This window comes from Pseudomonas sp. 8 R 14, assembly GCF_900005955.1.
GTDB classification, from domain to species: domain Bacteria; phylum Pseudomonadota; class Gammaproteobacteria; order Pseudomonadales; family Pseudomonadaceae; genus Aquipseudomonas; species Aquipseudomonas marginalis.
The window spans coordinates 76,875-102,375 of sequence record NZ_CVTH01000035.1 but is presented as its reverse complement, the minus strand read 5'-3'; the positions used below and the strand labels follow the sequence as shown (position 1 = coordinate 102,375).

Genomic DNA, 25,501 nt, shown 5'->3' with positions numbered 1-25,501 from the left:
AACCATGCTCACCCATCCCCACATCGTGCTCACCCTGCGTCGCCATCACCTGTTCAGCCAGCTCCCGGAAAAAACCTTCCAGGACGTCTGTACCCTGGCCAATCTCAAGCGCCTGCCCGGCCATGCGCCCTTGATGCATCAGGGCGACGCGGCCGAGCGTTTTTTCCTGCTGGTCAGCGGCCAGATCAAGCTGCACCGGGTCACGGGTGAAGGCCAGGAACATCTGGTGGAAGTCATCCAGCCCGGCCAGACCTTTGCCGAAGCGCTGCTGTTCACCCAGGCCAAGGCCTATCCGGTGAGCGCCACCGCGCTCAAGGACAGCGTGCTGGTCAGCATCGAAGGCCAGCACTACCGCCGGGCCCTGGAGGACCAGCCGAAAATCTGCCTGGCGATCCTGGCCAGCATGAGCATCCACCTGCATCAGCGCCTCAAGGACATCGACACCCTGACCCTGGCCAACGCCAGCCGTCGGGTGATCAACTTCCTGTTCCAGGAGCGCGATGCGCTGAGTGGCGAGGTGGTGCTGCAAGTGCCCAAGCGCCTGGTGGCGTCGAAGCTGGGGATCCAGCCGGAGACCTTTTCAAGGATCCTGCACCGGCTGGTGGAAGGCGGGTTGATCGAGGTGCAGCGGCGCACCATTCGAATCCTCTGCGAAGAACAGTTGATGGGCTATCAGGCCGGCTGATCAGTGCCCGCTATGGCCCGCTGACGCCCGCCCCGCCCGCTCCAGATTCCGCCACAACCAAGGCGGCAACACATCCGGGTCCAAACTGTCGATCAGATTCTTCAACCCCAACCCCAATTCCGTATCCCCCTCAATCACCAACCGGCGGCGAAAGAACAGCGTATCCGGATCTTCCTGGCGGCTGGCCAGCAACAGAAACTCCCGCCAATTACCACTGATGCTGACCTGCGCCTCAGCCTTTTGCGCAATCCGCAACCCATCCCGCCCCAGGGTCAGGTACCAGCACAACCCCAGGTCAGGAATACGCAAACACAGCCAACGCCCGCGCAGCAGGTCAAACCCGCCGTCGCGCAGGGGTTCGGCCAGGCAGCGGTTGAGGGCCTGCTGCAAGACCAGGCGCTGTACGCCAAACGGCACACGGCGGATCAATGGCAACAACCGGTCGGCACCCTTGAGCAGCCATGGTTTACGACTCAGCACAGGCCCACCTCCTCAACCCGCAACATGCCCGCCTGGCCGTGCCAGTAGCCGTTGCAGCCTTCGACATACAGCGGCGGCGTAGCGCCCTGGCGTACCTGGTCGTAGGCACGCACCACCTCGACCATGCCCTCGGCCCGTGGGCTCAGGCGCAACAGATCGGCACCGCTGGACACCAGGCCGGGGTAATCGGCCAGCAGGTTGGTAACGTCGGCGGACATGGTCTGGATGCCATTCAAGGTGAACAGCGCCTGCCCTTCCTGGCTGGTCAGTGGCATGCCGTCGGGGTAGTTGATGCAGCAGAACTGGCAATCGTCCTTGGGGCGGTTTTCCGCGCGGGCGGTGAAGCAACGCGCCGAGTAGGCCAGGGGCAAATGGCCGTAGGCGAAGATTTCCACCTCGGGTAACGGCCGGCCCAATTCGCGCACCTGTTCCAGCACGTCGGCGATCAAGCCCTGGGAGCACTCCACCGGCGGCACCCAGCGCTGCATGCCGGCGTCGAGCAGTTGCACCAGGGCTTGACCGTTGTAGAGGTTGAGCGCCGGGCCGCCGACAAAGGGCAATTTGCGTTCGATCAGCATCTGCACCGCGCCCATGTCGTTGGCCTCCACCAGCCACTCGCCGTTGTCGCACAGGCGGCGCAGGCTCGACAGTTCGGAGGCGGCTTCGATCAAGGTCAGGCTCGACAACACGATCTGCGCCGGGCTGCAGGTCTGCAGCTCCCGGCCCAGCCCCAACCAACGGTCCAGGGAAAACGCGCGGCGCTTGGCGCACACGGTTTCGCCCAGGTAAATCACGTCCAGGGGCAAGCCGGCCATGCCCGAGTAGAAGCGCCCCAGGTGTTCCTTATCCCAATAAAACAGCACCGGTCCCAGGCTGAGTTTCATCTGTGTCTCCTCACTGCCATGCACGATGGTAGGCGCCGAGTGTGGTCTGGCTGCCTTCGGATAACCCGGCCAGCACCTGGCGCCATTGGTCCTTGACCACAAAGCTGGCCGGTGCGCTGCGGTGGGCGTCGAGCGCGGCGCGCCAGACCCGGGTGACTTGTTCCACATACGCCGGGCTGCGTTGGCGGCCTTCGATCTTGACCGCTTCGACGCCGATGGCGCTGAGCTCCGGCAGCAGGTCGAGGGTGTCGAGGCTGGTGGGTTCTTCGAGGGCATGGAAGCGTTTGCCGCCGACCAGGAAGCGGCCCTTGCACAGGGTCGGGTAACCGGCGGGTTCGTCGGCGGTATAGCGGTCGATCAGCACGTCGCTCAGGCGCGCGCTCAAGCCCTCGGCATCTTCGCTCCAGCGCACCGCCTTGGCCGGCGAGCACACGCCGCAGAGGTTGGGCGACTCGCCGGTGATGTAGGAAGACAGGTGGCAACGCCCCTCGGCCATGATGCACAGGCTGCCAAACCCGAACACTTCGATGGGCACCGGGCTGCTCGCAGCCACCTGCTTGACCTGGGCCAGGGACAGCACACGGGGCAATACCGCGCGACGAATGCCATAGCGTTCGGCATAGAACTTCAGCGCCGCCGCGTGGGTGGCCGAGCCCTGTACCGAGAGGTGCAAGGCCATGTGCGGATGCTGGCGGCTGGCGTAGTCGAGCACGCCGGGGTCGGCGGCGATCAGGGCGTCCACGCCGTGGTCCGCCGCGCGGTCGACGGCGCGTTGCCAGCGCGCCCAGATCTTCGGTTGCGGGTAGGTGTTGACCGCCACGTACAGCTTGCGCTGGTGCTGGCGAATAAAGGCGACGGCACCGTCGAACTGTTTGTCGTCCATGTTCAACCCGGCAAAGTGCCGGGCATTGGTGTCATCGCGAAAACCGACATACACCGCATCGGCGCCTTGACGCACAGCGGCTTTAAGCGCAGGCAGGTTGCCTGCCGGGCAGACCAGTTGCATGGGGGCTCCTCAGAGAAATTCAGCGAAAGACACAAACGGCACCGGTTCATCCTTGAGCACCTGATGCTCACGCTCGACGATCACCAGGCCATCGGCCCAACAGGCGGCGGTGAGCATCGCCGAGCTTTGCTGGGGGTGCAGCACGGCGCGCAATTGCCCGTCCTCGCCAGGGCTCAGGCGTGCACGCAGGTACTGGCGGCGCTTGTTGGGCGTGAGCCATTCGAACGCGGCCGGCACCTGGATCGGCATCGGCAGCACCCGCTCCACCCCTTGGGCGCGCAGCAGGAAGGGGCGCACCACCACCAGCGCGGTGATCAGCGCCGCCGACGGGTTACCGGGCAGGCCCAGCCACGGCTTGCCCGCCACTTCGCCAAATGCCAGGGGTTTGCCGGGCTGGATCGCCAGGCGCCAGAAGTCCACGCGACCGAGCGCTTCGATGGCCTGCTTGAGATGGTCCTCCTCCCCCACCGACACCCCCGCCGAGGTCAGCAACAGGTCGCATTCGGACGAGGCCAGGGCCAGGGCATCACGGCTGGCGGCCAACTCATCGGCCATCACCCCGTAGTCGTGCACGTCCACGCCCCAGCCACGCAACAACGCGGCCAGGGCATAGCGGTTGCTGTTGTAGATCTGTCCCGGCACCAGCGCCTCGCCCGGATCACGCAACTCGTTGCCGCTGCTGAGCAGGCACACCCGCAACGGGCGATAGACTTTCAACCGAGGAATGCCGGCCGAAGCCAACAAGCCGATGTCCTGGGCGCGCAGGCGTTTGCCGACGGCGATCAGGGTCTGCCCGCGCTGCAGCTCTTCACCCCGCTTGCGCACGTGCTCGCCGAGACGTACCGGCGGGCACCAGATGCGCTGGCCGTACAGGCGGCAACGCTCCTGGGCCACCACCGTGTCAGCGCCAGGCGGTAGCGGCGCACCGGTAAAGATGCGCACGGCCTGCCCGGCCTGCACGCTCACCTTGCTGTGCTGCCCCGCCGCAATGCGCCCGGCGAGCATCAGGTAGCCGCCTTCGGCCGGCACGTCCTCGGCGCGCAGGGCGTAGCCGTCCATGGCGCTGTTGTCGAAACCGGGCAAATCCAGGGGCGAGAACAGCTCTTCAGCGACCACCCGCCCCAGCGCCTGCTCCAGGCCAATCACCTGGGTGCTCGGCGGCGGCGGCGCCTGGGCCAGCAGCGTGGCGATGGCCTCGTCCACCGGCATCAGGTGGCCGCTGTCACACACCGAGACACTCATGAACGCGACTCGCAGGCTTGCAGGGTTTGCTCAGGCTGGGGCTTGAGGTGCGGCACGAAGTTGCACGGGCCGGTGCGGCTGTCCAACTGCCCCGCCAGGATCTGGTCCCAGCCGGTGCGACACGCCCCCGGCGAGCCCGGCATGCAGCACACCAGCACGCCGTTGCTGATGCCGGCCAACGCGCGGGACTGCACGGTGGAAGTGCCGATTTCGGCCAGGGACACTTGGCGGAACAGCTCACCGAAGCCTTCGACATGTTTGTCCAGCAACGGCAACACCGCCTGGGGCGTGTTGTCGCGGGCGGTGAAACCGGTACCGCCGGTCATCAGCACCACTTGCACCTCGGGGTCCGCGATCCACAGGGAGACTTGCGCACGAATCTGGTAGATATCGTCGATCACCAGGCCACGGTCGATGAGCACATGCCCGGCACTTTCGAGGCGGTCCACCAGGGTCTGGCCGGAGGTGTCGGTGTCGAGGGTACGGGTGTCACTGATGGTCAGCACGGCGATGTTCAGGGGCACGAAATTGCGTTGTTTCAAATGGGCCATGATCAAGGCTCCAGGCGTCAAGAAAGTTGCCGTCAGCCTGCGCCGCAACGGGCGCAGGGCCTATTCCTCCAAGGAGGTATCTCGTTCAGGGGGCCAGGCGCGTGCGCTGCCAAATGCCCGCGTGCAGGCGGTAGTCGAGACGGTCATGCAGACGGTCGGGCCGGCCCTGCCAGAACTCGATGCGCTGCGGCTGCAGGCGGTAGCCGCCCCAATGCTCAGGCCGTGGCGGTTGCTGCCCGGCGAAACGCTCGGTGACCTCTCGCAAGCGGCTTTCCAGCTCGCTGCGATGGCCAAGGGGCTGGCTTTGCGGCGACGCCCAGGCGCCCAACTGGCTGGCGGCCGGGCGCGCATCGAAATAATCGTCCGACAGCTGCGCATCCGCCCGCACCACCGGGCCTTCGATACGCACCTGACGCTCCAGCCCCGGCCAGAAAAACGTCATGGCCGCATGGGGATTGCTCGCCAACTCCTGGCCCTTGGCACTCTGGTAATGGCCGAAAAAGAAAAAACCCTCGGCGCTGAAACCCTTGAGCAGCAGGATGCGACAGTGGGCATGCCCATCATGATCGACCGTAGCCAAGGCCATGCTATTGGCCTCCGCCGGCGGCACCTCGGTTTTACGCGCCTGATCCAGCCACTGGCCGAACAGCACCAAGGGATCGTCCTGCACCAAGTCATCACGCAGGCCATAAAGGGTGTAGTTGCGGCGCAATTGCGCAAGAGACAGGGGCATGGCGCAGTCCTCCAGAAAGTTCGCCACAGTGTGGGAACTACCACGAAGTTATCCCTTGACCGCGATCAACATTCGCCCGTGGCATGACGCCGCATGTGGTTGCTTGGGGTGTGGGGGGCTACACAACGGATCGCGTTGCTGTTGCTGTTGCTGTTGCTGTTGCTGTTGCTCTGGCTGTTGCTCTGGCTCTGCTTTTGATCTTGATCTCAGGCGCCCCGTCAAACACGCTGGCCGAACGCAGGCTTGAATCCGTGGGTAACCCGGCAGGACGCCGGGTTAGCCGTCCTGGGCCAGGGATGGCCCATGACGGCGGCCCACGGATTCAAGCCGGAGTGAGGGCACACCGAGCCTAGGCGAGGTGCCGAGTGTTGGGGCGAGGACCTTTTGCTTACTTTTGGGTCCCTCCAAAAGTGAGCCGCTGTAAGAGCGGAACCATAGGTGGCCGTTACCGTAGCAACGGATATGTACTCGGCCTGATCCAACATCCTGGTCGGCTGTCAGGCCGCCATCGGGGGCAAGCCCCCTCCCACATTTGATCTCCATACAGTCAGGTAGATACTAGTCTGCTCTGGATCTCACTCCATTACCGCAGCAACACCCGCGCGACCACATCCGCCTGGAGAACGACGTGTTGTTTACCAGGGCGCTCAGTCCGCCTGCCTGATCAACGCAACATCAGCTTGGCCACGATCACGATCACGACCATATGCCCCAGGATGCTGCGACGAATCCACGTCGCACGCCTCGGGCTCAAGCGCTGATGGCCCAGCAGGTACGCCAGCCACAGGTAATGGCCGATGATGCTCAGGGCCAGCAAAATTTTCAGGCTCAGCAGCGCCCCGAAATGGCTGGCCCAGGGCACCGCCAACAGCCCGCGATAGTGCCAGGCCAGGCCGATGCCGGCGCCGTACAGCAACACCACCACGCCGTGCAGTACCTGGCGCGAACGCCGTGCAATGGCGTGGTCGGAGGTGAACTGCGCCGACCAGGCCAATTCCTCACGGGCGCTGTGCCAGATCACTACTTCGAAAAACAGCGTGCCGATAAACGCAATCGCCGCCAGCAGATGCACGATCAACAAGGTGGAATAGAGCATGACGTCCCCCTAGCCTGGATGCCCATCGACCCGCGCCTGCCACAGCATCGGGCCATACCGCCACAGGTACAGGCCGAGCCCGAGGGTCCAGCACACCCCCGCCAGCCACAACGCGGCCATCGGCAACAGCAGGACCAGCACCACCCGGCACACACACGCCAGGTTCAGCAGCCCAAAGGCCAGGGTCATCCCTGCGGGCGGCTGCAACGGGCGGCCGGTGTGGCCCAGGCTGACGCGGGCGATCATGGCCAGGATCAGCCCGGCCATGGCGCCGATGGTCAATGCATGCACGGCCAGGCTGGGATTGAGCGGCGCACCGCAGTGCCACAGCGCCATGCCCAGGCAGGCCACGGCCAGCCAGGCATACGCCAGGTGCAATGACCACAGCAACGGCACGCGCCACAGGCCGCGATCATGCCAGCGGACCAGGCGGACCAGGTGCCCCAACCCGAGGGCGGCGAACAGCAGGCCGATCCACAGGTTGGCGCCCAATGCAGGCCCTGCGGCATACAGCACGGCGATCAGCAGCGAGCCGCCAAGCAATATAAGGTCCAGCCACACCCAGGGTTTGACCGCTTCGACCCGGCCCAAACCGCGCTGGGTGAAAAATGGAATCACCCGTCCGCCGATCAGGCCCATCATCGCCGCCACCAGCCACAGGCCTGTGAGCACCGCCTGGCGTTGCAGGCCGGGGTCATTGCGCAGCAAGCCATACAGCGACAGCGCATCGGCCACGGTCAACAGCGCCAGCACCAGCACAATCGGGTAATTACGCTTCTGTCTTACCTGCCAGAGGGTCCAGCCCATCACTGCGGCGACAGCCAGGGGAAAGGTCAGCTCCAGCACCGCCAACAGCGGCCAGTGCAGGTTGAACAACCACCCCAGGCGCGCCGCCAGCCACACGCCGGCAAGCAGCGCCAGGGCGTTGCCGCTGATGCCCGGACGGCCGGTCCAGGTCTGCACTGCCGTGAGCAGGAAGCCGGCGATAATCGCCAGGCCAAAGCCGAACAGCAGCTCATGGCGATGCCAGGCCAGCCAGCCGCCCGCCGGCTGCCAGCTGCCGAGGTGACCGCCCAGGGCCAGCAGCCACAGGGGGATTGCCAGCGTCGCCAATACACAGGCGCCGAGGAAGAATGGCCGGAAGGCCAGGCGAAACAACGGGGTAATCGACATGGCCTTGCGCCGATCGAGCACTTGCATGACACGGTCTCCCTTCAGGACTGCGGCAATCTTGCGCCGATACCTGCGCGTTGCCCTTGTCGTAGATCAAGTCGCAAACCCACTTCAACGCTTACGCTTGCGCTCACTGTAGGAGCGAGCTTGCTCGCGAAGAACGTTAACGATGACGCGGGCATCCTGATTAAACGCGGTGTCTGTGGGTTTTTCGCGAGCAAGCTCGCTCCTACAACACCTTTAGCATGCTTTGGAGCCATGATGAAAAACGCCTATGTCCCCCTCGCCTGGTTTGTGATCCTCGGCTCCATGCTGGCCGCCGCCAGCGGGCTTTCGCTGGTGCTGGTGTGAACGCCCCGCTGCTGTTCAAGGAACCGGGCATGGTGCTGCATCGCGTGCACCACCAGATCCTGCGCAGCCATCACCTGTTCGAACCGCTGAACGACGAAGAACTCAACGAGCTGATGGGCAACAGCCAGTTGCTGAGTATCGACAAAGGCGAGCCGCTGTTCCGCCAGGGCGAACCGGCCGACGCGTTTTACTTCGTGATTGCCGGTGCGGTGAAGATCTACCGTTTGACCCCCGACGGCCAGGAGAAGGTCTTCGAAGTGATCGGCGAGCGCCAGACCTTCGCCGAGGCCATGATGCTGATGGACACCCCCAACTACGTGGCCTGCGCCGAAGCGGTGTGCCCCACCCAGTTGTACCGTTTGTCCAAGGCCACCTACATGCGCCTGCTGCACAGCAACAGCCGCCTGACCTTCGCCCTGCTCGGCACGTTGTGCGTGCGCCTGCACCAGCGGGTCAACGAGATCGAGACCCTGTCGCTGAAAAACGCCACCCACCGCGTGGTGCGCTACCTGCTGACCCAACTGATGCGCCTGCACAGCACCGACGCCACCTTCGAACTGCCCATGGCCAAGCAGTTGATTGCCGGGCATCTGTCGATCCAGCCGGAAACCTTTTCGCGGATTATCCGGCGCCTGATCGATGAAAAGATCATCACCCAGGACGGACGTCAGATCGCCATTCTGGACCGGCTGCGCCTGGAGCAATTCGAGTGAAAACCTGTCTGTACTGCCAGCAGCGCAATGCCGACAAGCATCAGCAGTGCACGGATTGCGGTATGGCCCTGCCCGCCTCGGACGCCGGCATACAGGCCCTTCGCTTGCGGCGTTTCCAGTGGTTCTGCCTGAGCCTGACGCTGTTTTGCATCGCGATGTTCTTCTGGTTGCCGCGCGACTTCTACTGACCCTCGGTCAGTTGCCGGTACAGCTGGGGCAACCGCAGCGGCAGCTGCTCCGGCTGGCGGATCAGGGTGTAGCCATGGGCACCGAACATATAGGGCAAATAGTCCCCGGCCTGTCTGTCGATGGTGATGCAGAACGGAATCAGGCCCTGGCGCCGCGCCTCGACCACTGCCTGGCGGGTGTCTTCGACCCCGTAGCGGCCCTCATACAGATCCAGGTCATTGGGTTTGCCATCGGTCAGTAGCAACAACAACTTGCGCCGCTGTTTGCACGCGCCCAGCAACTGGGTGGCCTGGCGAATCGCGGCGCCCATGCGCGTGTAGTACCCCGGCTTGAGGGCCTGGATGCAGCCGCGCGTGCGGTCGTCATAGACTTGCTCGAAGGTCTTGAGCTGGTGCAGGCGCACCTGATGGCGGCGCAGGGACGAGAAGCCATACAACGCAAACGCATCCCCCAGCCCGTCCAGGCTTTCGCCGAACAGCAACAGGCTGTCGCGGATCACGTCGATGACCTTTTGCTCGTCGTTCAAATGCGCGTCGGTGGACATCGACAGGTCCGCCAGCAGCAGGCATGCCAGGTCGCGTCGGGTGTGACGTTGCTCCTGGTACAAGCCGCGTTCGGTGCAGGCGCCGTGTTGGCGTTGCACGTAAAAATCCACCCAGGCTTGCAGGTCCAGCTCCGCGCCCTGGGGTTGCTGGCGCAGCCATTGGCGGTCGGTGCGCAGTTGCTGGAACTGGCGGCGCAGGCGCTGGGCCGGGCCGAGTAATCGGGCTGGTAACGGTTGCGGTGCATCGGCACGTGGCTGCATCCGTTGCAGATTGACGAAACCGGGTTGCAGGCATTGTTGACGGTAATCCCACTCGGGCAGCTTGATGCCCTCGCCGAGGGGGATGTCATCCACTTCGGCGGGAGGCAGGTCGAGGTGCAGCTTCAAGCCGCCACTCTTGCGCACGCGCTGGCGCGACAGGCTCAACTGGTCGAGGTCTTCGGCGACGCGGGCGGCGTCCGGGTCCTCACTGTCGTCGGCCCAGCGATCGAGGTCGACGTGCTCGGTCCAGCTGAACAGGTTTTCCAGGCGCACCACCAGCAGGCCGCCATCACGGCTGTGATCATCCACACGGCAGGCACGTTTGGGCGCGCCCTGCTGCTCCCCGGACGGGGTGGCGAGGTCGTCGCCGTCGTCTTCAAGGTCGAGGGCCTGGGGCGTGTCCAGGTGCAACGGCGGGTAAAGCCATAAGGGCAACGGCCAGGCGGCGCGTTCGCTGCGGGGTAAATGGCGCACGCTGCCGGGCTCGCGCAGGGCCTTGCGCAAGGCTTTTTCCAGGGCAGCTTCAGCGGGGCTCAGGCTGGCCGGGTCGGGGCGCAGCGTAATATGGGCGTCCACCAGGCGCTGGTAACTGGGCAACAGCGCCGGGTAGCGTTGCAGCAGCAGCCAGGTCCAGCGCTGGTTGTCCCGGGCCCAATGGGCCATGGGGCCTGCATGGGCGGCCAGCAGCGCCAGCCAGCGGTACAGCTCCCGGTTCAAGGCGACGGTGGGGTACACCGCCAGGCTCGACGGCAGGCGCAGGCGGTTGCCATCGCAGGAGGCCAGCGGCGCATGCCGGCAGGTGCCGGCGATGCGCATCAACAGGTTGCGGCGCAGCAGCAGGTCGCGTTCGCTGGCGGCTTCGAGGGCGATCCCGCTGGCACCGCCCAAGGCGCGAAACAATACGGCGAGGCTGCGCTGGCGGTCGACCAGCTCGACCCGCGCCGCCGGGAAATCGGCGCTGGCGCGGCGGGTGATAAAGCGGTGCCAGGCACTGCCGACCCATTCTTCCAATTCAAGGGTAAAGGCCATGGGATGGGCTCCAATTGCTTGATATTTGACGGGCACACTGCAGTCAAACTCGACGATTCGACTTGCTCCAGATGGCGGCCTCTGGGCCGACCATTTGCTGGGGTTGGAATGAGTACATATCCGTTGCTGCGGTCACGGCCACTTAGGGTTCCGCTCTTACAGCGGGTCACTTTTGGAAAAGAGCCCCAAAAGTAACCAAAAGGGCTCTTGCCCCAACACTCGGCACCTCGCCTAGGCTCGGTGTGCCCGAACGAAGGCTTGAATCCGTGGGCCGCCGTCATGGGCCATCCCTGGCCCAGGACGGCTAACCCGGCGTCCTGCCGGGTTACCCACGGATTCCAGCCTGCGTTCGGCCAGCGTGTTTGACGGGGCGCCTAGGATCAAGATCAAAAGCCAGAGCAAAAGCAGAGCAAAAGCAGGCCGAGTTCTAGCTGATATGTGGAGATCCAAATGTGGGAGGGGCGGTGCGACGATTCGACTTGCCCCCGATAGCGCCGGGTCAGTTAAAAAATAAGTGACTGACACTCCCTCATCGGGGGCAAGCCCCCTCCCACATTTTTAACCCAGTACACCAGACCCAACTCCGGTCGGCTCTAAGGCCGCCGCGCTTTGGCTTTTGATCTCAAATCGCCCCGTCAAACACGCTGGCCGAACGCAGGCTTTGGAGCGTGGGTAACCCGGCAGGACGCCGGGTTAGCCGCACTGGGCCAAGGATGGCCCATTGCGGCGGCCCACGCTCCAAAGCCTTCGTTCGGGCACACCGAGCCTAGGCGAGGTGCCGAGTGTTGGAGCGAAGCGTTTTTGGTTACTTTTGGCGCTCTTCCAAAAGTGACCCGCTGTAAGAGCGGAACCCTAAGCAGCCGTTACCGCAGCAACGGATATGTACTCACCCCCCAAAAAGCGGTCGGCCCAGAGGCCGCCATCGGGGGCAAGTCGAATCGTCGCACCGCCCCTCCCACATTTGGACCGCGTTACTTCAGTAGACGATCGGCACCGGTGCTCCAGCCATCCGGGCGCGTTGCCGGAAGCTGCATAGGTAGCAGACCAGCCCGAGCAGGAACACCACCCCACTGACCAACCGCGCCCAGAACAGTCCCTGCAAATGCTCCACCGTGGCCATGAACGGCAAGGCCACCCCGTCCACCTGCCAGCGTTGCAGCCAGACCTGCACGGCCCCGGCGGCGGTGAGGAACAGCGTGATCATCACCATCGACAGCACCATCATCCAGAAGCCCCAGATTTCGAGGGTTTGCGAACGCGCGTCCGGCGCTTCACCGATACCGCGCAGGCGGGGCATGGCGTAGCTGATCAGTGTCATCACGATCATTGCGTAGGCACCGAAGAACGCCAGGTGCCCGTGGGCGGCGGTGAGTTGGGTGCCGTGGGTGTAGAAGTTGACCGGTGCCAGGGTGTGCAGGAACCCCCACACGCCTGCGCCGAAGAACGCCGTGACCGTGGTGCCCTTGGCCCACAACGTCGCCGCGCGATTCGGGTGCTGGCGCCGACGTTGCTTCACCATGGTGAAGGCGAACATCACCATCGCCAGGAACGGCAGCGGCTCCAGGGCCGAGAAGATCGAACCAACCCACAGCCACACCTCAGGCGCACCGATCCAGAAAAAGTGGTGACCGGTGCCGATGATCCCGGTGATCAAGGCCATGGCGATGATCACGTAAAGCCATTTCTCCACCACTTCGCGGTCGACGCCGGTGACCTTGATCAGCACGAAGGCCAGCATCGAGCCCATGATCAGCTCCCACACACCTTCGACCCACAGATGCACCACCCACCACCAGTAGAACTTGTCACGCGCCAGGTTGCCGGGGTTGTAGAAAGAGAACAGGAAGAACACCGCGAGACCAATCAACCCGGTCATCATCACCATGCTGACGGTGGTCTTGCGGCCCTTGAGCAGGGTCATGCCGATGTTGTACAGAAAGCCCAGGCACACCACGACGATGCCCATTTTGGTAATGGTCGGTTGCTCCAGGAACTCACGACCCATGGTCGGCAGCAGCTCGTTGTGGGTCAGCCTGGCCAGCGCCGCATACGGCACCATCAGGTAGCCGAGGATGGTCAACACCCCGGCGGCGGCGAACACCCAGAACAGGATGATCGCCAGTTTCGGGCTGTGCAGCTCGCGTTCGGCCTCCTCGGGTATCAGGTAGTAAGCCGCGCCCATAAAGCCGAACAGCAGCCACACGATCAGCAGGTTGGTGTGGACCATCCGTGCCACGTTGAAGGGGATCAACGGGAACAGAAAGTCGCCGATGACGTATTGCAGGCCCATGATCAAACCGAACAGCACCTGACCGAGAAACAGGATCAGGGCGAACACAAAGTAGGGTTTGGCCACGGCCTGGGATTGGAATTTCAAGTATGGATTGGCACTGCGCATGGCTCAGCCCTCCTTGTTCGGTGGCCAGTTATTGGTATTGATCTTCGAGCTCCATTTGAGGAACTCGGCCATATCGTCCACCTCCTGGTCACTGAGATTGAATTGCGGCATGGCCCGCCGCCCCGGTACACCCAGGGGCTGCATTTTCATCCAGGCTTGCAGGAACGGCTTGAACCCTTCTTCGCCGCCCCGGCGCTTGAACACATTGCCCAACTCCGGCGCGAAATAAGCGCCCTCGCCCAGCAAGGTGTGGCAGCCGACGCAGTTGTTGCGCTCCCAGACGCCCTTGCCGCGCACGACGGATTCGCTGAGTTGGTCGACGTTGCTGCGGGCGGGAAAGGTTTGTTCGGTGTGGTAGGTCAGGGCCAGGAAAATCAGGAAGAAGAACACGCTTCCTCCGAAGTAGATATTCCTGGCCATGCCCTTGGTGAAGGTCTCTGACATGGTCGCTTCCTCATTGCTTGGCCAGGAGATGATAGGGAGGTGGGGGGTGAAAACTGCTTGATGGCGATCAAGAAATGTTGATGGTTTTGGTGGGGTATTTTTTTTGGGGGGGGTTGGGTACATATCCGTTATTAAGGTAACGGCGGCCTATGGTTCCGCTCTTACAGCGGGTCACTTTTGGAAGAGCGCCAAAAGTAACCAAAAACGCTTCGCCCCAACACTCGGCACCTCGCCTAGGCTCGGTGTGCCCGAACGAAGGCTTTGGAGCGTGGGCCGCCGCGATGGGCCATCCTTGGCCCATGACGGCGGCCCACGGATTCAAGCCGGAGTGAGGGTATGCCGAGCCTAGGCGAGGCACCGAGTGTTGGGGCAAGAGCCCTTTGGTTACTTTGGGCTGGGCCGGCATTCCGGCTCTTTTCCAAAGTGACCCGCTGTAAGAGCGGAACCATAGGCCGCCGTTACCGAAAAAACGGATATGTACTCAGCCCAACCAACGCGATCAACACCCGCACCCACCCCACCATCACAAACCGCCACAACCACGGCCCACGCCGCAACGCCATAAACCCATCCACAATCACCCATCCCTTGACCACCGCCAGCAACAACACCCCCCACCACAACCCGGACGCCCCCGTCAGTACAGTGCCAACGCTCAGCACCACCAACATCAGCCAACACAGGATCAGCGTCCGGGAACCCGTCATACACACCTCAGCGAATCACATAGACCAGCGGAAACAACACCACCCACACCAGATCCACCATGTGCCAATACAGCACCCCGGACTCCAGCCCGCCGACTGACAGCCCGCCGCACCAGCAGCCCAGCGCCAGCCACCCGAGAATCACCATCCCCAGTAGCACATGCAGGAAATGAAACCCCGTGAGTATCCAGTACAAGGTAAAAAACGTGCTGTGCTCCAGGCCCAGTCCGGCAGCGCCCAGGTGGGCGTACTCGGTGAGTTTGATCGCCACATACACCAGCGCCACCAACAACGCCGCGACGAACAAACCGGCGCCGCGTCGCCAGCGCTGCAATCGCACCTGCTGCACCGCCAACGCTGCCAACAAGCCTGCGGTCAGCAGGCTCAAGGTCATCGCCAACCCGGTCGAGGTATCCAGCTGTGCGCGCCCGGCGGCAAACAGCTCGGGCTTGAGCACCTGGGTCACGGCAAACGTGAGGATCAGAATCGCGAACACCGACAGCTCGGCGAGGATAAAAAACCACATCGCCAGGTCGCCTGGCAGCCGGCGCGGTTCAGGCAAAGTGCACATCCACCACGTCCATCAGCGCGGCGACGGTCTGCGGGTCGTCGCTCAGCGGTTCGGCCAGGCACGCCAGGCAGACTGCGCGTGGGCTCATGCCGGCGCCGATCAGGCGGGCGGTGAAGATCAGCAGCCGGGTGGAGGCCACCTCCTCCAGGTCATGCTGGTCAAGCCGACGCAACGCCTGGCCCAGGCGCACGACCTGGGCGGCCAGCGCCACATCCACACCGGCCTCGCGGGCGACGATGCGTTCTTCGTCGGCCACCGGCGGGTAGGCAAACCGCATCGCCACGAAGCGCTGGCGGGTGCTGGGTTTCATGCCCTTGAGCAGGTTCTGGTAGCCGGGGTTGTACGACACCACCAGCATGAACGACGACGGCGCCTTGAGCACTTCGCCGGTGCGTTCCAGGAACAGTTCACGGCGTTCATCGGCAATCGGGTGCAGCACCACGGCGGTGTCCTGGCGTGCTTCGACAACTTCGTCGAGGTAGCAGATCCCGCCTTCGCGCACGGCGCGGGTCAGTGGGCCGTCCTGCCACCAGGTGCCGTCGGTGCCGATCAGGTGGCGGCCGAGCAGGTCGGCGGCGCTGAGGTCGTCGTGGCAGGCCACGGTGTACAGCGGCAGGTTCAGGCGGTGCGCCATGTGCTGCACGAAGCGCGTCTTGCCACAGCCCGTGGGGCCTTTGATCAGCACCGGCAGGTGGTGGCGCCAGGCGTGTTCGAACAGCTGCTGTTCGTTGTCCTGCGGTTGGTAGAAGGGCTCGGTCATTACGCGTACTCGCAACGGGTTCGGCCCCCACGCTAAGGGCCCCTGCGACAACCTGGCAAGCACGTACAACGGCAAACTTGATCGCCGTCAAGCGAGCATCGCGCCACTGCAACATAGTCTTGCCTGGCACTAAGAACCTGCGCTCTACCCCGCCTTCGCCGGGCATCGCAAAGGTCTTGCCTGAGGAGATATGGAATGCTGACTCGCAACAGAAAACCCTGGGTCCTGAGTCTTGCCAGCCTGAGCTGCGCCCTGGCCCTCGCATTGCCCATCAACGCCCATGGCGACGCGCCGACCGGGATGGTGAAAAGCCCCGGCGCGCCGGATATGAGCCAGGCTGAGTTCGACGCCTCCAAGCAGATTTACTTCGAACGCTGCGCCGGCTGCCACGGTGTGTTGCGCAAAGGCGCCACCGGCAAGCCGCTGACCCCGGACATCACCCAGGCCCGTGGCCAGGCGTATCTGGAAGCGCTGATCACCTACGGTTCCCCGGCCGGCATGCCCAACTGGGGCACGTCCAATGCGCTGACCAAGGCGCAGATCACCAGCATGGCCACCTTCATCCAGCACACCGCGCCCACCCCGCCTGAATGGGGCATGGCCGAAACCCTCAAGACCTGGAAAGTACTGGTCAAGCCCGAAGACCGGCCGAAAAAACAACTGAACACCCTCAACCTGCAAAACCTGTTCTCGGTCACCCTGCGCGACGACGGCAAGATCGCCCTGGTGGACGGTGACACCAAGCAGATCATCAAGCTGATCGACACCGGTTACGCCGTGCATATCTCGCGTATCTCCGCGTCTGGCCGCTACCTGCTGGTGATCGGCCGCGATGCCAAGATCGACATGATCGACCTGTGGCCCCTGGAGCCGACCAAAGTCGCCGAGATCAAGGTGGGTATCGAAGCGCGCTCGGTGGAGACTTCGAAGTTCAAGGGCTATGAAGACAAGTACGCGATTGCCGGCTCCTACTGGCCGCCGCAGTTCACCATCATGGATGGCGAAACCCTGGAGCCCAGGCAGATCGTGTCCACCCGGGGCATGACCGTCGATAAGCAGGAATACCACCCCGAACCCCGCGTGGCGGCGATCATCGCCTCCCACGAGTGGCCGGAGTTCATCGTCAATATCAAGGAAACCGGCAAGGTGATGCTGGTCAATTACCAGGACATCAAGAACCTCACCATCACCACCATCGACGCCGCGCCGTTCCTGCATGACGGCGGCTGGGACAGCACCCACCGCTACTTCATGACCGCCGCGAATAACTCCAACAAGGTCGCGGTGATCGACTCCAAGGAGCGCAAGCTCACCGCGTTGGTAGAGGTCGGCAAGACCCCGCACCCTGGCCGTGGCGCCAACTTCATTCACCCCAAATACGGCCCGGTGTGGGCTACCAGCCACCTGGGCGACGGCGGTATTTCGGTGATCGGCACCGACCCGGTCAAGCACCCGCAATACGCCTGGAAGCAGGTGGAATCCCTCAAGGGCCAGGGCGGCGGTTCGCTGTTTATCAAGACCCACCCCAACTCCCATCACCTGTATGTCGACACCACCCTCAACCCCGACGCCAAGCTCAGCCAGTCGGTGGCGGTGTTCGACATCAACCAGCTGGACAAGGGCTACACCGTGCTGCCGATTGCCGAGTATTCGGGCATCAAGCAAGGCGCGCTGCGGGTGGTGCAACCGGAATACAACAAGGCCGGTGACGAGGTGTGGTTCTCGGTGTGGAACGGCCAGACCGAAGAGTCGGCGCTGGTGGTGATCGATGACAAGACCTTGAAGCTCAAGCAGGTGATCCGCGACAAGCGCCTGATCACGCCGACCGGAAAATTCAACGTCTACAACACCCAACACGACATTTATTGAGCCCCATCAACACGAGGTCACCGAATGAAAAATATTCTCCTCGCACTGCTGGCATCCGCCGCTGCGCTCAGCCTGCAACCGGTGTTGGCACAAGACGGGCCGGGGTTGTTCAACAGCAAACCCTGTGTGGGCTGCCACATGATTGACAGCAAACTGGTGGGGCCGGCCTTGAAGGACGTCGCCGCCAAGAATGCCGGTGTGAAAGACGCAGCCACCACCCTGGCCAGCCACATCAAGAACGGCAGCCAGGGCAACTGGGGGCCGGTGCCGATGCCGCCGAACCAGGTCACCGATGATGAAGCCAAGGTGTTGGCCGATTGGGTCCTGACCTTGAAATAAGCACAAGGAGCACGCCATGCAAGCATCGATGATCGGTACGGCCATGGCGCTGCTCCTGCTGATTCCCGCGCGGGCAGCGGCCACCCCGGACGCTGCCCGCCTTGAACACCTGTTGACCCAGGATTGCGGGGCCTGCCATGGCCTGCACCTCACCGGCGGCCTGGGTCCGGCCCTCACACCGCAAGCCCTGGTCCACCACAGCCGCGACAGCCTGATCGCCACCGTGACCTACGGCCGTCCTGCCCGCGCCATGCCCGGTTGGGGTCCGCTGCTGAGTGCCGGCGATATTGCCTGGCTGGTCGACCGCCTATTGCAAGGAAGCCCCCCACCATGATGCGTCCTACCCTGTTATCCCTGTGCCTGTTGCTGGGTGCCTGCGCCCAACCTGCCTTGCGCGGCAGCGGCGACCTGGGCCTGGTGATCGAACGCGCCAGTGGCAGCGTGCAGATTATCGAGAGCACCGGCATGACCGAACTGGCCCGTATCGAGGGGCTGGGCGACCTGTCCCACGCCTCGGCGGTGTTTTCCCGCGACCAGCGCTATGCCTACGTGTTTGCCCGCGATGGCGGCCTGACCAAGATCGACCTGCTGCGCCAACGCATCGAGCGGCGCATCGTCCAGGGCGGCAACAGCATCGGCGGCGCCATCAGCCAGGATGGGCGCTTGATCGCCGTATCCAATTACGTGCCGGGCGGGGTCAAGGTGTTCGATGCAGAAGACCTGACCCTCATCGCCGACATCCCCGCGACCGCACTGGCCGATGGCAAACGCTCGCGGGTGGTCGGCCTGGTGGATGCGCCCGGGCAGCGCTTCGTGTTCAGCCTGTTCGACACCGGCGAGATCTGGAGCGCCGACTTCAGCCACGGCAACCCGCCGCGCATCACCCGCTTCAAGGAGGTCGGCGAGCAACCCTATGACGCGCTGATCACCGCCGACGGCCGCTACTACATGGCCGGGCTGTTCGGTGAAGACGGCATGGCCCAGCTCGACCTGTGGCACCCGGAGCGCGGCGTGGTGCGCGTGCTCAAGGACTATGGCCGGGGCCAGGCCAAGCTGCCGGTGTACAAGATGCCCCACCTGGAGGGCTGGGACGTCGCCGATGACCAGGCGTTCGTGCCGGCGGTGGGACGCCACCAGGTGCTGGTGATGGACGCGCGCACCTGGCAGCAGACGGCGGCGATCCCGGTGGCCGGGCAGCCGATCTTTGTCACTGCGCGGCCCGACGGGCGCCAGTTGTGGGTCAACTTCGCCTACCCGGACAACGACCGGGTGCAGGTACTCGACACCGAAACCCACCAAGTGGTCGCCGACCTGCGCCCCGGCCCCGGTGTGCTGCACATGGAATTCAGCGGGCGTGGCGAGCAACTGTGGCTGTCGGTGCGCGATGGCGAACAGCTGCAAGTGTGGGACCCGTACCGCCTGACCCTGCTGAAAAGCCTGCCGGCCCAGAGTCCCAGCGGGATTTTCTTCAGCCTGCGCGCGCAAAAAATGGGGTATTGAAATGGACCTTGATTCGCTCAGCCAGCAATTGATCGAACGCTTCCAGCACGGCATGCCGCTGTGCGCCGAGCCCTACCGCGAAATGGCCCAGGTGCTGGGTTGCAGCGCGGCCGAGGTGATGGCCTGCCTGCAACGCCTGGAACTGGCCGGCGCCTTGTCGCGCATCGGCCTGGTGTTCGAACACACCCGCGCGGGCGCCAGCACCCTGGCCGCCCTGGCGGTGCCGATCGAGCGCCTGGAACAGGTGGCCGCGCGGGTCAGCCAGTACCCGGAGGTCAATCACAACTACGCCCGCGAGCATCATTACAACCTATGGTTCGTGCTCACCGGGCCCCACCGCCAGCACCTGCAGCAGATCCTCGATGAGCTGGAGCAAGACACCGGCCTCACGCCCCTGGACCTGCCGATGCTCACCGCCTATCGCATCGACCTCGGTTTCCCCCTCGAAGCGGGAGAAGCCCCGCGCGTAGCAGCTGCCGAGCCTTGGCGAGGCTGCGTCAGCGGTGGGTCAGACACACCGCAAACGCAGCCTCGCCAAGGCTCGGCAGCTGCTACGGGAGATTTTTTTGAGGTGGGTAGTTTGGGAGAGCAGCCGTGATCGCGCCACTGAACCACGAGCAGATGCTCGATCTGCGCCAGTGCCTGGAACGCGGTTTGCCCATCGTGCCACGGCCCTACGACGAGCTCGCCGAGCAGATTGGTGCCCACCACGATCAGGTGCTGCAACAGATGCAGCAATGGCACGACCAGGGCCTGTTCCGTCGTGTCGGCCTGGTGCTCAATCACCGCGCCCTGGGCTATGTGGCCAACGCCATGCTGGTGCTGGATGTGCCGGATGCGCTGGTCGATGAAGTCGGTGCGCGCCTGGGCCGCGCGCCCGGCGTGAATCTGTGTTACCAGCGCCCGCGACGCCTGCCGCAGTGGCGCTACAACCTGTTCTGCATGGTGCACGGGCGCGAGCGCGCGGTGGTCGAGGCGCAGATCCAGGCGTTGCTGGAGCAGCATCTGCTCAGCGACCTGCCCCACCAACTGCTGTTCAGCACCCGCGCCTTCAAGCAATGCGGCGGGCGTTTCGCGCCGCCGACGTCACAGGTATGGGCCCATGGATGAGCTGGATCGACAATTGATCAACCGCCTGCAACACGGCCTGCCGCTGGTGCGCCAGACCTGGCAACAGGTGGCAGAGGAACTGCACAGCCATCCGAGTGAACTGCTCGACCGCTTGTATGCCCTGCTCGAAGACGGCGTGCTCACGCGCTTCGGCCCGATGTTCGATATCGAGCGTCTCGGCGGCGCTTTCACCCTCGCGGCGCTCGCCGTACCCGAGGCGCGCTTTGACGCGGTCGCCGAGCAGCTCAACGCCCTGCCCCAGGTGGCCCACAACTACCGCCGCGAACACCGCTGGAACATGTGGTTCGTGCTGGCCTGCGCCACCGCGCAGGAGTTGGCCGCCACCCTATCGCACATCGAGGCCCTCACCGGGCTGGCGGTGCTCAATCTGCCGAAGGAGCACACCTACCATGTCGGTCTGTATTTCCCGGTCTGACAACACCCTGGCCCTGCAGCTGGTCGCCCTCACCGAAAGCGGCCTGCCGCTGGTGGAGGACCCGTGGGCCTGGCTCGCCGAGCAGTTGGGCATCAGCGTCGAATCGACCCTCGACCTGCTCAAGCGCCTGCAGGCCGAAGGCGCGATCCGGCGTATCGCCGCCGTGCCCAACCACTACCGCCTGGGCTATCGGCATAACGGCATGACCGTGTGGGACGTGGCCGATGTGCACCTGCCGCGCCTGGGAGAACTGCTCGGCGCCCAGCCGTTTGTCAGCCATTGCTACCGTCGCCCCCGGCGCCCGAACTGGCCCTACAACCTGTTCGCCATGGTGCATGGCCGCAGCCGCGAAGAAATCGACAGCTACCGCGAGCACCTGCGTTTCCTGCTGGGGGATGCCTGCCACGCCGACGAGATGCTGGTGAGCAGCCGCATCCTGAAAAAGACCGGCCTGCGCCTGACGCCGGCGCACTCAAAGGAATAGCCCATGCTGCGAATCAGTCAGTACCTGCGCACCCTCGCCGGCCAATGCCCGCCGCCGCGCACCTCGCCCCCTGGCAGAGAGCGGCCGCCGGTGGTGATCTGGAACCTGCTGCGGCGCTGCAATCTCACCTGCAAGCACTGCTACGCCACCAGCGCCGACAGCGTGTTTCGCGATGAACTCGACACCCCGGCAGCGCTGCGGGTGATCGACGATTTGCACGACGCCGGGGTTCGCGTGTTGATCCTGTCCGGGGGCGAGCCGCTGCTGCGCGAAGACCTCTTCGAGCTCAGCGCCTATGCCCGCGATAAAGGCTTTTTCGTCGCACTGTCGACTAACGGCACGCTGATCGATGAGCACAACATCCAGCAGATCGCCGACGCCCGCTTCGACTACGTGGGCATCAGCATCGACGGCCTGGAAGCGACCCACGATGCCTTTCGCCAATTGCACGGCAGTTTCCAGCGCTCCATGCACGCCATCCGCCTGTGCCGCGAAGCCGGGATTCGCGTGGGCCTGCGCACCACCCTGACCCAGGACAACCATGGGCAGCTCCCGCAGTTGCTGGCGCTGATGCGCACCTATGACGTGCAGAAGTTCTACCTGTCGCACCTCAACTACAGCGGGCGCGGCAAGCGCAGCCGCCAGCTGGATGCGCACCGGCAGATGAGCCGCGAGGCCATGGCGCTGATCTTCCAGCAGGCCTGGAGCGATATTCAACACGGCGTGGACAGTGATTTCGTCAGCGGCAACAACGACGCCGACGCCGTGCTGTTGCTGCAATGGGTGCACCAGCACCTGCCCGAACACTACCCGCAGCTTGAACACCTGCTGCACGGCTGGGGCGGCAATGCCTCGGGCAGCGGCATCGCCAATATCGACAACACCGGCGAGGTGCACCCGGACACCTACTGGTGGCAGCAATCGGTGGGCAATGTGCGCAACACCACCTTCCGCCAACTCTGGCTGGAGCAGCCCGACCCGTTGCTGCTACGCCTGCGCGAACACCCGCGCAGCATTGGCGGACGCTGCGCCGAGTGCCGCTGGCTGGCGATCTGCAACGGCAATACCCGCACCCGCGCCTGGGCCGATGGCGACCTGTGGGGCCCGGACCCCGGTTGCTACTTCAGCGACGCCGAGATCGCGCGCCAGCCGCTCAACCTGATCCCTTGCTCGACTACCCGGTGACACAACCGGGGGCCGCCTACCTGATGATGAACCAAGGACGTCGCATGCACACTTCAACTGCCCACTCCTCCACTGGCCTGCCGGCCAGTCTGCACAGCCCCTTGCACCCCGGCGAAGTCGCGTTGGTGGGCGCCGGCCCCGGTGACCCGCGCCTGCTGACCCTGCGCGCCTGGAGCCTGTTGATGCAGGCCGACGCCGTGGTGTTCGACCGGCTGATCAGTGCCGAACTGCTCGCGCTGATCCCGTTGACCTGCGCCCGTCATTACGTGGGCAAGGCCAGCGGTTGCCACAGCCTGCCCCAGGATCAACTCAATGAACTGCTGGCTGAGTTGGCCGACCAGGGCCAGCGGGTGGTGCGCCTCAAGGGCGGCGACCCGTTTATCTTCGGGCGCGGCGCCGAGGAGCTGGAGTACCTGCTCGCGCGCGGTATCCCGTGCCAGGTGGTGCCGGGCATCACCGCCGCCTCCGGCTGCAGCGCCTATGCCGGTATCCCGCTGACCCACCGCGAGCTGGTCAATTCGTGCCGCTTCGTCACCGGCCACCTGCAACGCGACGGCGCGTTGAAACTGCCATGGGCCAGCCTGGCCGAGCCGAGCCAGACCCTGGTGTTCTACATGGGCCTGTCGAACCTGGCACTGATCGCCGAGCATTTGGTGGCGGCCGGTTTGCCCGCAGATACGCCGGCCGCCCTGATCAGCAACGGTGCGCGCGCCGATCAACAGGTGGCCCGTGGCACCCTGCGCCAGTTGCCCACCCTGGCCGCCGACTGCGAACCCGGCGTACCGACGCTGACGGTGATCGGCCACGTCGTCAACCTGTTTGCCGACGCCGCCCTGCACTTCCCCGCCAGCCTGGCACCGGCCCGTGAAGCGGTGGCGGTATGAAGCGCCTGCTGCTGGTGCCGCTGCTGTGGGCCACGGCCGCGCACGCTACGCCCGCGCAGGACTACCGCCAGTATTGCGAAAGCTGCCACGGGCTTAATCGCATCGGCGCCACCGGCCCGGCGCTGCTGCCGGAGAGCCTGGGGCGGATCAAGCCGGATGAAGTGCGCAAGGTCATCGAACACGGCCGGCCCGCCAGCCAGATGGCCGCGTTCGCGCCGCAACTGAGCGCCGCGCAGATGGATGGGCTGGCGCAGTTTCTGCAACAGCCGCCTGACTCACCGGCGACCTGGAACGAGCATGACATCCGCACCAGCCACAGCGTGCTGGCGGACCTGCGCCAATTGCCGAGCACGCCGCAGCATCACGCCGACCCGCTCAACCTGTTTGTGGTGGTGGAATCCGGCGACCATCACATGGATATTCTCGACGGCGACACCTTTGCCGTGCTGGACCGTTTCCCCACCCATTTCGCGGTGCACGGCGGGCCGAAATTCTCCCCGGATGGACGCTTTGTGTACTTCGCCTCGCGGGACGGCTGGATCAGCCAGTACGACCTGCACAACCTCAAGCTGATCGCCGAGATCCGCGTGGGCCTCAACACCCGCAACCTGGCGGTGAGCAAGGATGGGCGCTGGGTGCTGGCGGGCAACTACCTGCCGGGCAACCTGGTGCTGCTGGATGCCCGCGACCTGTCGCTGGTCAAGACCCTGGAAACGGGCTCACGGGTCAGTGCGGTGTACACCGCACCACCGCGCAACAGCTTTATCGTCGCGCTCAAGGACGTGAACGAAGTCTGGGAATTGTCCTATGCCGATGCCCGCCCCAGCTTCGAGCCCCGGCGCATCCAGGCCCAGGACGTGCTCGACGACTTCTCGTTCTCGCCCGACTACCGGCAACTGATCGCCACCTCACGCAAGGCCGGCGGCGGCCAGGTGATCGACCTGGACAGCGGCCGCGTGGTCACCGACGTCCCGCTGTCCGGCATGCCGCACCTGGGTTCGGGGACGTACTGGCAACGCAACGGGCAATGGGTGTTTGCCACGCCGAATATCAGCAAGGGGCAAATCTCGGTGATCGACCTCAAGACCTGGAGCCTGATCAAACAGATTCCCACCCTCGGGCCGGGCTTTTTCATGCGCAGCCATGTGAACTCGCGCTATGTGTGGAGCGACGTGTTTTTCGGGCCGGACAATGATGCGATTCACCTGATCGACAAGCAGACCCTCGAGATCGCCCACACCCTGAGGCCAGTGCCGGGCAAGACGGCAGCCCATGTGGAATTCACCCGGGATGGGCGGTATGTGGTGCTGAGCATCTGGGCCACGGAGGGGGCGCTGATTGTGTATGACAGCCAGACGCTCGAGGAGGTGAAGCGCATTCCCATGAATAAGCCGTCGGGCAAGTACAACGTGGGCAATAAGGTGGAGTTTGCGGAAGGGACGTCGCATTGAACACTGGTGACAGGCTGGAAGCAGCCAGGTCGTAGAGCGCATGGGCACCACTGATCCCCTGTGGGAGATGTCGAGCTTTAGCGAGGCTTCGATGGCGGCGGCACAGTTGATAGAGGGGCTGGCTGACCCACCGCTATCGGGAGCAAGTCGAATCGTCGCACCGCCCCTCCCACATTTGAGCTCGGTTGGCAGGTGGGAAGTTGCCCGGTTGTAGATCTCGTGGGCACCGCTGATCCCCTGTGGGAGATGTCGAGCTTCAGCGAGGCTTCGATGGCGGCGGCACAGTTGATAGAGGGGCTGGCTGACCCACCGCTATCGGGAGCAAGTCGAATCGTCGCACCGCCCCTCCCACATTTGAGCTCGGTTGGCAGGTGGGAAGTTGCCCGATTGTAGATCTCGTGGGCACCGCTGATCCCCTGTGGGAGA

Annotated in this window: 28 protein-coding genes and 1 pseudogene; 15 read left to right on the top strand and 14 right to left on the bottom strand. The window is 64.3% G+C overall.

Annotation, left to right across the window (positions count from 1 at the left end; translation table 11 throughout):
- Positions 1-4: 4 nt before the first annotated feature.
- Positions 5-685: a Crp/Fnr family transcriptional regulator gene (locus BFQ01_RS06420; protein WP_065924648.1), complete on the top strand. Its 681-nt coding sequence runs from the start codon at positions 5-7 to the stop codon at positions 683-685.
- On the opposite strand, the gene BFQ01_RS06415 is transcribed toward BFQ01_RS06420, so the two are convergent.
- The 8 genes from BFQ01_RS06415 to BFQ01_RS06380 form a co-directional block, all read right to left on the bottom strand.
- Positions 686-1,165 carry a ubiquinone anaerobic biosynthesis accessory factor UbiT gene (locus tag BFQ01_RS06415; RefSeq protein ID WP_065924647.1) on the bottom strand — a complete coding sequence of 160 codons (480 nt, stop codon included), beginning with the start codon at positions 1,163-1,165 and terminating at the stop codon, positions 686-688.
- Entirely contained in the window at positions 1,159-2,049 is an 891-nt protein-coding gene (locus BFQ01_RS06410; protein WP_065924646.1) for a U32 family peptidase, read from the bottom strand. The genes BFQ01_RS06415 and BFQ01_RS06410 overlap by 7 nt, the downstream gene beginning before the upstream one ends.
- Before the next feature lie 10 nt (positions 2,050-2,059).
- Positions 2,060-3,055: a ubiquinone anaerobic biosynthesis protein UbiU gene (locus tag BFQ01_RS06405; protein ID WP_027607183.1), complete on the bottom strand. Its 996-nt coding sequence runs from the start codon at positions 3,053-3,055 to the stop codon at positions 2,060-2,062.
- 9 nt (positions 3,056-3,064) lie between these two features.
- On the bottom strand, positions 3,065-4,297 hold the full coding sequence (glp, locus tag BFQ01_RS06400; protein WP_065924645.1) for a molybdopterin molybdotransferase MoeA: 1,233 nt from the start codon (positions 4,295-4,297) through the stop codon (positions 3,065-3,067).
- The gene (gene moaB / locus BFQ01_RS06395) at positions 4,294-4,848 is read right to left on the bottom strand and encodes a molybdenum cofactor biosynthesis protein B (protein ID WP_065924644.1); all 555 of its coding nucleotides are present in this window, start codon (positions 4,846-4,848) and stop codon (positions 4,294-4,296) included. The genes glp and moaB overlap by 4 nt, the downstream gene beginning before the upstream one ends.
- Before the next feature lie 85 nt (positions 4,849-4,933).
- A complete protein-coding gene (pdxH, locus tag BFQ01_RS06390; protein WP_065924643.1) occupies positions 4,934-5,581 on the bottom strand; it encodes a pyridoxamine 5'-phosphate oxidase in 648 nt (215 codons plus the stop codon).
- A 664-nt stretch (positions 5,582-6,245) separates the two neighbouring features.
- On the bottom strand, positions 6,246-6,677 hold the full coding sequence (locus tag BFQ01_RS06385; protein ID WP_065924642.1) for a hypothetical protein: 432 nt from the start codon (positions 6,675-6,677) through the stop codon (positions 6,246-6,248).
- Positions 6,678-6,686: 9 nt separating this feature from the next.
- Positions 6,687-7,877, bottom strand: a complete 1,191-nt coding sequence (locus tag BFQ01_RS06380; protein ID WP_065924641.1) for an NnrS family protein — start codon at positions 7,875-7,877, stop codon at positions 6,687-6,689.
- A 120-nt stretch (positions 7,878-7,997) separates the two neighbouring features.
- Here BFQ01_RS06380 and BFQ01_RS32160 point away from each other — a divergent pair, with 120 nt between their 5' ends.
- The 3 genes from BFQ01_RS32160 to BFQ01_RS06370 are packed head-to-tail and all read left to right on the top strand — an operon-like array spanning position 7,998 to position 9,102.
- Positions 7,998-8,201: a hypothetical protein gene (locus tag BFQ01_RS32160; protein ID WP_137212229.1), complete on the top strand. Its 204-nt coding sequence runs from the start codon at positions 7,998-8,000 to the stop codon at positions 8,199-8,201.
- A gap of 29 nt (positions 8,202-8,230) precedes the next feature.
- Positions 8,231-8,914: a Crp/Fnr family transcriptional regulator gene (locus BFQ01_RS06375; protein WP_065924662.1), complete on the top strand. Its 684-nt coding sequence runs from the start codon at positions 8,231-8,233 to the stop codon at positions 8,912-8,914.
- Positions 8,911-9,102 carry a protein DnrP gene (locus BFQ01_RS06370; protein WP_065924640.1) on the top strand — a complete coding sequence of 64 codons (192 nt, stop codon included), beginning with the start codon at positions 8,911-8,913 and terminating at the stop codon, positions 9,100-9,102. Before BFQ01_RS06375 ends, BFQ01_RS06370 begins: the two co-directional genes overlap by 4 nt.
- Here the strand turns inward: BFQ01_RS06370 and BFQ01_RS06365 are convergent.
- From BFQ01_RS06365 to BFQ01_RS06340, 6 genes are all read right to left on the bottom strand, one after another.
- Positions 9,096-10,937 carry a nitric oxide reductase activation protein NorD gene (locus BFQ01_RS06365; protein ID WP_065924639.1) on the bottom strand — a complete coding sequence of 614 codons (1,842 nt, stop codon included), beginning with the start codon at positions 10,935-10,937 and terminating at the stop codon, positions 9,096-9,098. The genes BFQ01_RS06370 and BFQ01_RS06365 overlap by 7 nt on opposite strands.
- Before the next feature lie 976 nt (positions 10,938-11,913).
- Positions 11,914-13,335, bottom strand: a complete 1,422-nt coding sequence (locus BFQ01_RS06360; protein WP_065924638.1) for a cbb3-type cytochrome c oxidase subunit I — start codon at positions 13,333-13,335, stop codon at positions 11,914-11,916.
- Between the two features lie 3 nt (positions 13,336-13,338).
- The gene (locus tag BFQ01_RS06355) at positions 13,339-13,779 is read right to left on the bottom strand and encodes a c-type cytochrome (protein ID WP_065924637.1); all 441 of its coding nucleotides are present in this window, start codon (positions 13,777-13,779) and stop codon (positions 13,339-13,341) included.
- Positions 13,780-14,237: 458 nt separating this feature from the next.
- Positions 14,238-14,486, bottom strand: a complete 249-nt coding sequence (locus tag BFQ01_RS06350) for a cytochrome C oxidase subunit IV family protein (RefSeq protein WP_065924636.1) — start codon at positions 14,484-14,486, stop codon at positions 14,238-14,240.
- 7 nt (positions 14,487-14,493) lie between these two features.
- A complete protein-coding gene (locus BFQ01_RS06345; protein WP_065924635.1) occupies positions 14,494-15,057 on the bottom strand; it encodes a cytochrome c oxidase subunit 3 in 564 nt (187 codons plus the stop codon).
- Positions 15,041-15,817 carry a CbbQ/NirQ/NorQ/GpvN family protein gene (locus BFQ01_RS06340; protein WP_065924634.1) on the bottom strand — a complete coding sequence of 259 codons (777 nt, stop codon included), beginning with the start codon at positions 15,815-15,817 and terminating at the stop codon, positions 15,041-15,043. The genes BFQ01_RS06345 and BFQ01_RS06340 overlap by 17 nt, the downstream gene beginning before the upstream one ends.
- A 300-nt stretch (positions 15,818-16,117) precedes the next feature.
- Between BFQ01_RS06340 and nirS the strand changes: the two genes are divergently transcribed.
- The 11 genes and pseudogenes from nirS (at position 16,118) to BFQ01_RS06285 (ending at position 25,075) form a co-directional block, all read left to right on the top strand.
- Entirely contained in the window at positions 16,118-17,686 is a 1,569-nt protein-coding gene (gene nirS / locus BFQ01_RS06335) for a nitrite reductase (protein WP_235865625.1), read from the top strand.
- Between the two features lie 24 nt (positions 17,687-17,710).
- Complete coding sequence (locus tag BFQ01_RS06330) at positions 17,711-18,025, top strand: c-type cytochrome (RefSeq protein ID WP_065924632.1); 315 nt, start codon at positions 17,711-17,713, stop codon at positions 18,023-18,025.
- 16 nt (positions 18,026-18,041) lie between these two features.
- Positions 18,042-18,359 (top strand): c-type cytochrome, encoded by a 318-nt coding sequence (locus BFQ01_RS06325; RefSeq protein WP_176718737.1) that lies wholly within the window; start codon positions 18,042-18,044, stop codon positions 18,357-18,359.
- Positions 18,356-19,525, top strand: a complete 1,170-nt coding sequence (locus BFQ01_RS06320) for a cytochrome D1 domain-containing protein (protein ID WP_065924631.1) — start codon at positions 18,356-18,358, stop codon at positions 19,523-19,525. The genes BFQ01_RS06325 and BFQ01_RS06320 overlap by 4 nt, the downstream gene beginning before the upstream one ends.
- A 1-nt stretch (position 19,526) precedes the next feature.
- Positions 19,527-19,976: pseudogene (locus BFQ01_RS06315) on the top strand (Lrp/AsnC family transcriptional regulator); the annotation flags it as partial.
- Between the two features lie 143 nt (positions 19,977-20,119).
- A complete protein-coding gene (locus BFQ01_RS06310) occupies positions 20,120-20,635 on the top strand; it encodes a siroheme decarboxylase subunit beta (RefSeq protein WP_065924630.1) in 516 nt (171 codons plus the stop codon).
- Entirely contained in the window at positions 20,628-21,071 is a 444-nt protein-coding gene (locus BFQ01_RS06305) for an Lrp/AsnC family transcriptional regulator (protein ID WP_065924629.1), read from the top strand. Before BFQ01_RS06310 ends, BFQ01_RS06305 begins: the two co-directional genes overlap by 8 nt.
- Complete coding sequence (locus tag BFQ01_RS06300) at positions 21,046-21,555, top strand: siroheme decarboxylase subunit beta (RefSeq protein ID WP_065924628.1); 510 nt, start codon at positions 21,046-21,048, stop codon at positions 21,553-21,555. Before BFQ01_RS06305 ends, BFQ01_RS06300 begins: the two co-directional genes overlap by 26 nt.
- Positions 21,556-21,558: 3 nt before the next feature.
- Positions 21,559-22,740 (top strand): heme d1 biosynthesis radical SAM protein NirJ, encoded by a 1,182-nt coding sequence (gene nirJ, locus BFQ01_RS06295; protein ID WP_065924627.1) that lies wholly within the window; start codon positions 21,559-21,561, stop codon positions 22,738-22,740.
- Between the two features lie 44 nt (positions 22,741-22,784).
- On the top strand, positions 22,785-23,624 hold the full coding sequence (gene cobA / locus BFQ01_RS06290; protein ID WP_065924626.1) for a uroporphyrinogen-III C-methyltransferase: 840 nt from the start codon (positions 22,785-22,787) through the stop codon (positions 23,622-23,624).
- A complete protein-coding gene (locus BFQ01_RS06285; RefSeq protein WP_065924625.1) occupies positions 23,621-25,075 on the top strand; it encodes a nitrite reductase in 1,455 nt (484 codons plus the stop codon). Before cobA ends, BFQ01_RS06285 begins: the two co-directional genes overlap by 4 nt.
- Positions 25,076-25,501: the final 426 nt, after the last annotated feature.